Origin of the sequence: Selenomonas dianae, assembly GCF_030644225.1 — a bacterium.
Taxonomy (GTDB): domain Bacteria; phylum Bacillota; class Negativicutes; order Selenomonadales; family Selenomonadaceae; genus Centipeda; species Centipeda dianae.
In genome coordinates, this window is the sequence record NZ_CP128650.1 from 2,163,801 (window position 1) to 2,174,850 (window position 11,050).

The window sequence follows — 11,050 nt, forward strand, 5'->3', positions numbered from 1 at the left end:
GCACGCTCGTAGTCCAGTGGATCGGACGCTCCCCCATACGGCGTGTTACGCAAGCTCGATGCCGTTGTCCTGCGCGAGTTTGCGGATGATCGGCACGGGAAGCTCCGCCGCCTTTGCCGCCGTCTCAAGGTCGATTCCCCCGCGCAGACAGTTCATCGCAACGCGGATCACGCCCTGCTTGCGCCCACGGAACTCACCTTCGCTGATGCCCTCCGCCTTGCCGGCCTCTTTTCCTTTCTCCCATGCCGCCATAAGATCCGCCTCGTAGCTCGCACGCATCGCCTCCACGCGCTGCGCACTCATCGAACGGGCAAACTCCTCGACATTGACTTCGCTCATTGATGCATACACCCTTTCTTTCCTCTCAATTCTTTTCCATTATAAAAAAATCTTGCGAATCGGTCAAATCACACGATGCGTTTCGCCCTGCTCGGGAGCAGTCTCCTGCAGTGCCAAAATCTCTGCGCGTGTCATTCCGCTCGACTGCTCAATCACGTTAATGGGGACGTTCAGCGCGAGCAGCGAGCGTGCCATATCGAGTACGCCCTCACGCCGGCCCTCTCGCAGTCCCTCTCGCCGTCCCTCTCGCCGTCCTGCTTCCAGCCCATCCCTATGATATTGTTGGTATTGCATATAGAGTGTCATATACTCCCGCCTCGCTTCCTTTTGTATCTTCACCCGCTCGACTTCTTTTGCCAGAGCTTCCGCAAACTGCCCCTGCACTGCCTTGCCATTGACATAGCGCAGGAATCCCTCAAGGTCTGCGTCGACAGCACCTTTCAGCCCCTTTGCATTGAGAAAAATCTTCGTTGCTCCATCGCCGAGCTCCAACTCCGGCAGCTCGACGCAGGTATGCCGAAACGTATAGACGCGCTGCTCCAATCCGAACAGATCAAACGTACAGACAAAGATGATGTACGTCTGCCTCAACTGATCGTAATAAACCCCTTTTCCAATGAGATCCATATCGATCATCGCCTGATAGTAGCGCGTGCGCTTCGCGAGCGCCCCGTCTACGCCCTTTGCCGTCTGCATTTCGATGTTGTAGACCGTCCCTGCCTCGTCCTCAACATACACATCGAGGCGGACAGCCTTACTGTCAAGACGCAGATCAATCGTCTTTTCCGTGTGCGGGTACGAGATGTCACGAATCTTGATATGAAGGATCCGCTCAATCAAACGCTTGCACAGCTCCTTGTTCTGCATCACGCGCAAAAAGATGAAATTATCTTGAATCGACAGTTCTTCCCAAGCACGGTTCGCACGTTCCTCAAAACTCAGTGCCATAGTGTTCTCCTTTCTCTCCCATTTTCTTTCTATTGTATCTTTTTTTTCCCTTTGATACAAGAAAAACCGTCCCCCGCAAGGGACGGCTTCCAAAATATATCCTTATTTCTTCCGATAGATGATCGGGCTGCGCACGAGGTACTCGAACGGTGCGCTGAGGCAGTGGACAAGGCGCGTGAACGGGAAGAGGATCGCGACCGCCATCCACGAGAACATATGGATGCGGAACATGAGCGGCACGTTCTCCATATAGTCGATCTCGGGGCTGAGCGCGAGAACCGAGCGGAACCACGGCGAGATGGTCTCGCGGTAGTCAAAACCGCCCTGCACGGCGTTCAGCGTCGTGGACGCGCAGCCCGTGAAAATCGCAAGGAAGAGGAACAAATAGAGCCACTTGTCCATTGTCGACGTGTTGACCGCCATGCGGTCTTTGCCAAAACGGCGGATGAGGAGCAGAATGAAGCCCCCGAAGAAGAGCACGCCTGCGGGCGCACCGCCGCCGAGCGCGATGAGATGGTAGAGGTGCTCGTTGATGCCCGCCGCCTCGGTCATGAACTTCGGGATGAGCACGCCGATGACATGCCCGCCGAGTGCCATGACGAGGCCGAGGTGGAACATCGGCCCCGCTATTTTGAGGTCGCTCTTGGAGAGGAACTGACTGGACTTCGTCGTCCAGTTCCGCTCAAAGACGGTGTAGCGCACGATCGTCCCCACGATGAGGAACGTGAACGCGATGTAGGGCAGGACGCCCCAAGCAAATTGTTTCATCATGCTGTCCTCCCTTCGAGCGCGGATGCCTCCGTGAGCACGACATCGAGAAGAAATGCGTAGGGCAGCTTCGCCTCGATCAGACGGTCGCGCAGCAGCTCCAGTTTCGGACGCACCTCGGTGAGGATGTGCAGCGATTCACGCTCGGGTACTGCCGCCGCAAGCTCAAGGAGTGCGGGCAGATAGTCCGGCAGTTCGCGTTCGAGATCATAGCCCGCATCGAGGAAGAGCTGCTTGTAGCGCAGCAGTTCTTCCGCCTGCTTGCCGAAATCCGTGCGGTTGTGCGTCGTGAGGTAGAGGTTCGTGTTCTGCGAGAAGTCAAAGGCACGCACATAGGCATCCTCGAACTCCTGACGTTCGGTCTCGCCGATGTAGCCGAAGAACTCCTCGAATACCTCGCGCGACTGCGGACGCTCGACATCCGCGACCGCCGCCGCATGGGTGGGAACGCCCTCCCACCAATCCGCCGAGGGGTACTCGAACAGATAGGACGTGAGGAGGAGCGGGGTCTGTATGCGATTCGTCTCCATCAGCAGCACCCCCCGGGGCAGGCATAGCCGACCGAGCCCTGCAGCTCACGCAGCTTGTCCTGTGTAACATCCTGCACCCCTGCGGGGATGTTGAAGCGGTCGCGGCGTTTGGCAACGCCGAGGAGGCGGTACATCGCCTCATACGTCTCAATGTCGTGCATGAGGTTCGCCGGCAGTTCCTCACCCGTCTGCTTTGTACGCATGACGGCACGCAGTTCGAGCAGGACGCGCAGCACGCGCTCGATTGCAGCCTCATCCCCCGCCGTCAGCAGCTGCGCGAGGTAGGCGACAGGAATACGCATCTCCGCCGCCCCCGGGAAGAACACCTTCTCCTCGACGCGTCGTGCAATCGGGCTGAGGGGCGGCACGTACCAGACATTCGGCAGCGTGCGATACTCCGGATGGAGCGGAAACGCGAGCCGCCACTCGGCGATCAGCTTGTACGACGGCGAGTTCTGCGCCGCACGGATCCAGCGGTCGGGGATGCCCGCCGCCTGCGCCGCCGCAACGGTCGCGGGATCGTTCGGATCGCAGAGGGCATCGAGGTACGCGCTGTAGATGTCCTTCGGGTCGGGTGTGGATGCCGCCGCCTTGACCTTGTCCGCATCGTAGAGAATGACGCCGATATAGCGCATACGCCCGACACAGCCGTCGCTGCACACGGTCGGCAGGCCGTTCTCAAGACGCGGGAAGCAGAACGTGCATTTTTCCGCCTTGTTCGTCTCCCAGTTGTAGTAGATTTTTTTATAGGGACACGACGGAACGCAGTGCCGCCAGCCGCGGCATCCGTCCTGCGAGATCAGCACCACGCCGTCCTCGTCGCGCTTGTAGATCGCACCCGAGGGGCACGCCGCCACGCACGCGGGGTTGAGGCAGTGGTTACACAGGCGCGGCAGATGCTTCATAAAGATGTCGTGGAACTCAAGCGTGATCTCCTGCCCCATCTTCGCGAGATTGTAGTCCTTGCGTGCGGACTGTCCGTCGGCGAGATCGTCCTCCCAGTTCGGCCCCCACTTGATCTCCATGCGCTTCTGCGTAATCAGTGAGCGCGGACGCGCGACGGGCTGATGGTTGCGCCGCTTCGTGTGAATCAGCGTTTCGTAGTCGTACGTCCACGGCTCGTAGTAGTCGTCCATCTCGGGCTGCTGCGGATGGTAGAACAGCTTCGCCATGCGCGTCATCATGCCGCCCGTCTTGAGCGCGAGCGCACCGTCCCGCAGCTCCCAGCCGCCCTTCCACTTCTCCTGGTTCTCCCACTGCTTCGGATAGCCGATGCCGGGCTTCGTCTCGACGTTGTTGAAATACATATACTCTGCGCCGCGCCGGTTCGTCCAGACATTTTTGCAGAGGATGGAGCACGTGTGACAGCCAATGCACTTGTCCAGATTCATGACCATCGCAATCTGTGCTTTAATCTTCAAGCCAATCTACCTCCTCCATGCGCCGCACGACAACGTACGAGTCGCGCTGATTGCCCGTCGGGCCGTAGTAGTTGAAACCGTAGCTGAGCTGCCCGTAGCCGCCGATGAGGTGGGTGGGCTTGATGTGGATGTGCGTCGGCGTGTTGTGCGTACCCGCGCGCGTGCCCGAGATCTTCGAGCCCGGCACGTTGATGTGGCGGTCCTGCGCGTGGTGCATAAAGACACTGCCCTGCGGGAGGCGCGGCGAGACGACGACGCGCGAGGCGACGACACCGTTGCGGTTGTACAGCTCGATCCAGTCGTTGTCCTTCACGCCGATCTCCGCCGCGTCCTTCTCGCTCATCCAGACGCTCTGTCCGCCGCGGAACATCGTGAGCATCTGCTGCGCATCGAAGTACATACTGTGCGTGCTCCACTTGTTATGGGGCGTGAGGTACTTCAGCGTAATTTCCTTCTGTGTGCCGTTCAGCGACTTGTTCATCGGGCGGAAGTCGAGAATCGGACGATAGATCGCCTGTGCCTCGCCAAACTCGCGCATGACCTCGTGATCCATGTAGAAATGCTGCCGTCCCGTCAGCGTGCGGAACGGAATGAGCTCCTCCACGTTGTTCGTAAAGGGAGTGTAGCGGCGGTTCTGGTTGCTGCCTGTAAACGTCGGTGCCGTGATGGTTTCACGCGGCTGCGCGATGACCTGATCGTAGGTGAACCGCTCGTCCTCGCGATCCTTCGCGAGACGTACGAGGTTGTCGAGACCCGTGCGCTTTTCGACCGCCTCCCATGCGCGGACTGCCGTCCTGCCGCAGGTAGTCGGGGACATCCCGAGCACCGCATCAATCGCCTGCCGCGCCTCGTAGATGGAGGGGCAGCCGTAGGACACATAGTCCTTGTTCGTAATCACGCCGTTGCGCCGGCGAACCTCCTCGTAGTCCTCCGCCGAGTCCCACGTATTGCCGTGGCTCGCCGTCTTGCCGCCCGCATTCGGGCCGAGCGCAATCCACTTTTCGTAGAGCTTCGTGTAGTCAATCGTATTCGAGGCGATGTTCGGCATGGTCTTGCCGGGGATCGGCTCGCACTCGCCCTTGCTCCAGTCGCGCACCACGCCGTCCGGCTGCGCCAGCTCCGCCTCGCTGTCGTGTCCGAGCGGGGTCGCGGCGATGTTCGTGTACGGCGTGAGCTTTGCGTCCTTTGCCACCTCAGACACCGCCTGTGCCAGTGTGCGGTAGATGTCCCAGTCCGTGCGCGACTCCCAGAGCGGATCGACTGCGGGCTGAAACGGATGGACAAACGGATGCATATCCGTCGAGGAAAGATCCGTTTTCTCGTACCATGTCGCCGTCGGCAGCACGATGTCGGAGTAGAGTGCGTTGCCCGCCATGCGGAAATCGAGGGCAACGAGCAGATCGAGCTTGCCCTCAAGCGCACCGCCCGGCTGCATGAGCTCCTCCTTCTCGCGCCACTTCACCTCCTGCGGGCGCGTCGCACAGTCCTCCTCCTGGAAAATGCTGTTCTCCGTGCCGAGGAGATACTTGAGGAAGTAATCGTTGCCCTTCGCGGACGAGCCGAGCAGGTTGCAGCGCCAGACAAAGAGGTTGCGCGGGAAATTCTCGGGAGCATCGGGATCCTCCCAAGCGAATTTGAGGCTCTTGTCCTTGAGACTTTTGACGATGTACTGCTTGATGCCGTCCGCACCCTCGAAGCCCGCCGCCTTTGCATCCGCCGCGATGTCGTTCGAGCCGCGGTTGAACGTCGGATAGGACGGCGCCCACCCGAGACGCGCCGCCATGACGGCATAGTCTGCCGCGTGGTTGTAACGCGCCGGCTCATTTGCCGCCGTAATCGCATCCGTCTGGATCTCGTCGCTGCGCCACTGGTCGGTCGCAAAGTAGTAGAACGAGGTGGAATTGAGCAGCTTCGGCGGACCCTGCCAGTCCGACCCGCTCATGATGCGCGCCCAGCCCTCGTTCGGGCGCAGCTTCTCCTGCCCGACGTAGTGCGCCCAGCCGCCGCCGTTGCGCCCCTCGCAGCCCGTGAAGAGCAGGAGGTTGATGATCGTGCGGTAGACCGCATCCGCGTGGAACCAGTGGTTGATGCCGCCGCCCATGATAATCATGGTTCTGCCGTTCGTCTTGATGGCGTTGTCCGCAATCTCGCGTGCCGTCTTGATGACGAGATCGGGCGAAATGCCCGTGTACTTCTCCTGCCATGCGGGCGTGTACGGCGTATCGTCCTCGTACGAGCCTGCGCTCTCGCCGCCGATGCCGCGATCGATCGCATAGTTTGCGAGCGTGAGGTCGTAGACCGTCGTCACGAGCACCTCGCCGTCCGCCGTCTTGACGCTGCGCACGGGAAGGGCACGCGTCAGCGTACGCTTGGCGCGGTCGTTGCCGAAGTACGGCAGCTCGACCTCCACCGTCCCCGTCTTGTCGTTCCAGACGGAGAGACGCGGGCAGATCTCCGCGCCCGTGTCGCGGTTCTCGGCGCGGATGTTCCACTTCTCCTGCGTCGACCAACGCTCGGCGAGCGTACCGTTCGGAATGACGATCTCCCCCGTCACATCGTCCACAACGTAGTAACGGAAATCGGAATGCTTTTCATCGCGTCCCATGTCACGCGCAGAAAGCATACGCCCCGGGACATACGTGCCATCCTCGCGCTGCTCGATGCGCACGAGGAACGGGAAGTCCGTGTATTTGCGTGTGTATTCGAGAAAGAACGGTGTTGTCTTATCGACATAATATTCTTTGAGAATGACGTGTCCCATCGCCATCGCCATCGCCGAGTCGCTGCCCACCTTGAGCGGGATCCACGTATCGGCGAACATCGAGGACTCGGCATAGTCGGGCGCAATCGACACGACCTTTGTGCCTTTGTATCGAACTTCAGCCATGAAATGCGCGTCCGGCGTACGCGTAAGCGGCACGTTCGAGCCCCATGTGATGAGATAGCCCGCGTTGTACCAGTCGCTCGACTCGGGCACGTCCGTCTGCTCGCCCCAGATCTGCGGGCTCGCGGGCGGCAGGTCGGCGTACCAGTCATAGAACGAGAGGCCGACGCCGCCCATCAGCTGCATGAAGCGGATGCCCGCCGCATAGCTCAGCATCGACATCGCGGGGATGACAGAGAAGCCGAAGATGCGATCCGAGCCGTAGGTGTACGCCGTGTAGAGCACGGAGGCGGCGATCAGCTCACTGACCTCCTGCCAGTTCGAGCGCACAAAGCCGCCCATGCCGCGCGCCTGCTTGTACTGCTTCTTCTTTGCGGGATCGGAGGCGATGCTCTTCCACGCCTCGTACGCATTCGGATGCGCCGCACGCGCCTCACGCCAAAGAGCCGCGAGTTCCCCGCGCATATACGGGTACTTCACGCGGTGCGGGCTGTAGAGATACCACGAAAACGTCGACCCACGCGGACAGCCGCGCGGCTCGAAGTCCGGCATATCCGGCGCCGTCTCCGGATAGTCCGTCGCCTGATTCTCCCACGCCACAATGCCGTTCTTGACGTGGATGTTCCAGCTGCACGAACCCGTGCAGTTGACCCCGTGCGTCGAGCGGACCGTCTTGTCGAACGACCAGCGGTCGCGGTACATGTTCTCCCATGCGCGCCCGCCCTCGTGCGTCTCATTGTGACCGTCTGCGGATTTCGACGTCGGAATCAGATACTTGAACTTTTGAAAGATGCTGCTCACGCCTTCACCCCTCCATTATTTTGGCTTTCATTGAAAAGGCTTATAGATACGATATAATTTTACTATACCGCTTCGGGCGTGGATGTGAGCAATATCACAGTTCTATAAATTTTTATAATTGAAAACTATTCTTGTGATTGCTTTTTTCTATGTAGTACAAAATAGTTTGTAATGCATGGACAAAATGAAAATATGAAGACATAGCAAAGGTGGGCTATGGTACGATGACAAAACAGTCTTCGACGGGCAATCCCATCAAGGTACAAAATAAGGGAAGCACTGATCAATTCAACTTGCGTTTCTTGGCACGTTTTTTCCCGCCTCACAACGCCCTCATTTTTGCAACAGTCCCCACAATCGCTCGCACCACATCATCAGCATCCTGTTCCGTAGTCTCCCGTCCGTAGGAGATGCGTAGTGCTTCCATTGCTTCCTTCTCACTGTATCCCATTGCAAGAAGTACATGAGACGGCACATCCGTCCCTGCGCTGCAGGCAGATGCCGCCGAAACACAAATGCCCTTGAGATCGAGCAAATGCACAAGGGACTCGCCCCGCACATCTGGAACGCCAATATTCACCAGTCCCGGCAAGTGCGCCCCCCCTTCTCCATGTACGCGTGTCTCGGGCAGATTCGCCCGAATCTCCTGCACCGTATATGACACAAGCCCATGTAGACGCACGGCCTCATCCGCCATACATTCACAACTCTCCGTCAGAGCTTCGCCCAATGCGACAATCCCCGCCGTGTTCTCCGTCCCCGCACGCCATCCGCGCTCCTGCCCGCCGCCCGCAATCAGCGCGGGCAGCTCCGCGCCTGCCTTTTGATAGAGGAATCCCGTCCCCTTCATCCCGTAGAATTTATGCCCCGATGCAGTGAGATACGTTACGCCGAGCTCCCGAACATCAACGGGAATATGCCCGACCGCCTGCACCGCATCGGTGTGAAAGGGGATACCGCGCCCCGCCAACGCTTCGGCAATCTCAGCAATGGGCTGAACCGTTCCGACCTCATTATTGGCATACATAACAGACACTAGACGCGTATCCGTGCGTAGTGCACCGATAACAGACGCAGACGAAACGCGCCCCGCTCGCGAAACAGGCAAGTAGGAAACTTCTACACCACACCGCTCCAAAGCCCTGCACGTCATGAGAATCGACGGATGCTCGATCGCACTGACAACGATATGCACAGACTTGCTGCCCTGTTGCCGCGCCTCCTCCACCACACCGCGCAGAACAGTATTGTTCCCCTCTGAGCCCCCCGCCGTAAATACGATCTCCGCCGCGTGCGCTCCAACAGTGCACGCCACTTGTTCACGCGCCCGCTCGACAGCTTTTCGCGCCCGCTTGCCAAACGAATAGGCACTCGATGCATTCCCGTAGTTCTCCCGAAAAAAAGGCAAAGCGACAGCAAGCGCTCTCTCCGAGAGCGCGGTCGTCGCCGCGTGATCCGCATATATCATCCGTTTATTCACCAACTTCACAAAACAAGAAGAGACGCTCCCCCTCCTCGTGAAGCGTCTCCCTTCCTTAAGGAAGCACTGATAAATTCAGCACCGCCATCTTGACGTATCTTTTTTGCCCGCACTTCGTCGGCAAATCCTCCACATAGCTTTGGCTATGCGTCCGGTTTGCCTCCTTGTTCGGACGAAAAAATCTACGCCAATCTGACGGACTTCATTTTATCAGCGATTCCTTAAAACAACGTACAGCCCTCATCCCTGAACTCTTCGACCTTCTCCCGAAGGAACTCCTCCTCCACCTCAAGGTATTCCGCAAGACATGAAAAGCAAAAAAAATCCTTTGCCTTCATATCCAGCAGCTTCTTCGTTAGACCGACCTCATCCTTTGACAAAGGATTTCCACATTCCCGACAAAACTTCTCTCGCGACATCTTCTATATCTCCCGCAGTCGCAGCTTCGGTACATCCTTGCCCCTGTACTCAATATCCAGAACGCCCAGCTGTATCTTGACCGTATCGCGCATCTTGTGTGCCCGCCGCAAACAGTAGCGATCAAACTCGCGCACATTGACATCTGCCGCCGTACGGATATGAGGGAAGAGCAGCTTCATATATGCCGTTGCAATGCGCTTGATCGCCTCCGTATCGCGCGTATCGGCTTCCTCCGGCACCTCCACGATCTCATCCACGATGGCGCGATAAGACAAATCATCGCGCAGCTGATGAAGAATCGTCGAGAAATACTCCGAGTTCAGCGCCCAGCCGGAGACCTTCAGATCCTCCGTCATACGCGGGATATTCCACCCCTTGATAAATCCGTGAAAGCGCTCGATCAGAGCCGACTCATGGAACACCTTCGGCAGTTCCTCAAACATATTGCCATAGCCATCCTGATCCATAACCTCTTTCTTGATATTTCCGCAGAGAATCACACCGGCATCCCCGTCCACGCGATGCGTTCCGATATTGCAGTATCCATTCTCACAGAAGGACTTGAGTGCGCCGCGCATCTCATCCACATCGGGGAACGTGATCGTCTGCACCTCATCCAGCGTCACAAAATCATGATTCGTCACAAGCCCGTCCTGTCGCCGTGCCACATCATAGAACATCTTTGCACGGCTCATCACACCACCGCTCGCCAACCAGCCGAAGCGGCTTACGCGCCCAAATAGATAGGATTTCCCCGTCCCCTTCGGTGCGAGTTCGATGAGGTTCAACTTCTTTTCGGCAAAGGGGAGGAGCCGTGTCAGCATCGTCAGCTTCTCTTCCTCACTCGCATACCCTGCGGGGTTGTAGTCCACCGCCCCCAGCAACACATCCATCCATTCTTCGGTTGTGAAGTCCCGTCGTGCGTCCTTATAGTAGTCCAAATCAATCGTATAGGGGCAGAAGCTCTTAAATGTGACGAGTTTGATTTTCCCTTTGTCCTGTACTGACTTTCCAGCTGGTGGACGGTAGCCCAGCTCCACCATCCCCCACGTCTCACGCGCCGCAACGAGTTCATCCTTGCAGTCCTGCCAGACATGCTCCTCGATCATGGTCTCCTTACTCATCAGTCCAAAGTCCGGCAAAGAAAAGGACACCGCGCCCGTCTTAATATCAATATCAATCGAAATACGTGCAAGCAGCTTTACCTGCTCCCGTTCGATCACAATGCGGCTCTTGATTGCCGTCCATTCTTCCTTCCGCGGCAAAAAGCGATGCACAAAGCTCGCAAGTTCCTCGGCGTCAAATACACCGTCCGCATTTGCAAACCGCTTCAAAAGCCAATCACGAAGGAAAGAAGGAAGTCCGAGTGCCGAAAGAAAACTGCTCTTCTTCAAATCCTTGTAAACAATCATCTCATCAAAAGCATTTTTGAGCTTATCGATCATCAACATAACCTCCC

Annotated in this window: 9 protein-coding genes; all 9 read right to left on the reverse strand. The window is 57.9% G+C overall.

Translation table 11 applies throughout. The annotated features are described in order from the left end of the window. Nucleotides 1–45: 45 nt before the first annotated feature. Entirely contained in the window at nt 46–339 is a 294-nt protein-coding gene (locus QU667_RS10530) for a hypothetical protein (RefSeq protein ID WP_304987126.1), read from the reverse strand. Nucleotides 340–402: 63 nt separating this feature from the next. Then, nucleotides 403–1,287, reverse strand: a complete 885-nt coding sequence (locus tag QU667_RS10535) for an Rpn family recombination-promoting nuclease/putative transposase (protein ID WP_304987127.1) — start codon at nt 1,285–1,287, stop codon at nt 403–405. 102 nt (nt 1,288–1,389) lie between these two features. Next, entirely contained in the window at nt 1,390–2,055 is a 666-nt protein-coding gene (gene narI, locus QU667_RS10540; RefSeq protein ID WP_304987128.1) for a respiratory nitrate reductase subunit gamma, read from the reverse strand. Next, complete coding sequence (gene narJ, locus QU667_RS10545) at nt 2,055–2,585, reverse strand: nitrate reductase molybdenum cofactor assembly chaperone (protein WP_304987129.1); 531 nt, start codon at nt 2,583–2,585, stop codon at nt 2,055–2,057. The genes narI and narJ overlap by 1 nt, the downstream gene beginning before the upstream one ends. Continuing rightward, nucleotides 2,585–4,006, reverse strand: coding sequence for a nitrate reductase subunit beta (gene narH / locus QU667_RS10550; protein WP_304987130.1), 1,422 nt, complete (start codon nt 4,004–4,006; stop codon nt 2,585–2,587). Before narH ends, narJ begins: the two co-directional genes overlap by 1 nt. After that, complete coding sequence (locus tag QU667_RS10555) at nt 3,996–7,691, reverse strand: nitrate reductase subunit alpha (protein ID WP_304987131.1); 3,696 nt, start codon at nt 7,689–7,691, stop codon at nt 3,996–3,998. The genes narH and QU667_RS10555 overlap by 11 nt, the downstream gene beginning before the upstream one ends. 322 nt (nt 7,692–8,013) lie before the next feature. Beyond that, complete coding sequence (locus QU667_RS10560; RefSeq protein WP_304987132.1) at nt 8,014–9,171, reverse strand: cysteine desulfurase family protein; 1,158 nt, start codon at nt 9,169–9,171, stop codon at nt 8,014–8,016. 221 nt (nt 9,172–9,392) lie between these two features. Then, nucleotides 9,393–9,590, reverse strand: coding sequence for a hypothetical protein (locus tag QU667_RS10570; protein ID WP_304987133.1), 198 nt, complete (start codon nt 9,588–9,590; stop codon nt 9,393–9,395). 3 nt (nt 9,591–9,593) lie between these two features. Then, nucleotides 9,594–11,042: a BREX system Lon protease-like protein BrxL gene (gene brxL / locus QU667_RS10575; RefSeq protein WP_304987134.1), complete on the reverse strand. Its 1,449-nt coding sequence runs from the start codon at nt 11,040–11,042 to the stop codon at nt 9,594–9,596. Nucleotides 11,043–11,050 lie beyond the last annotated feature (8 nt).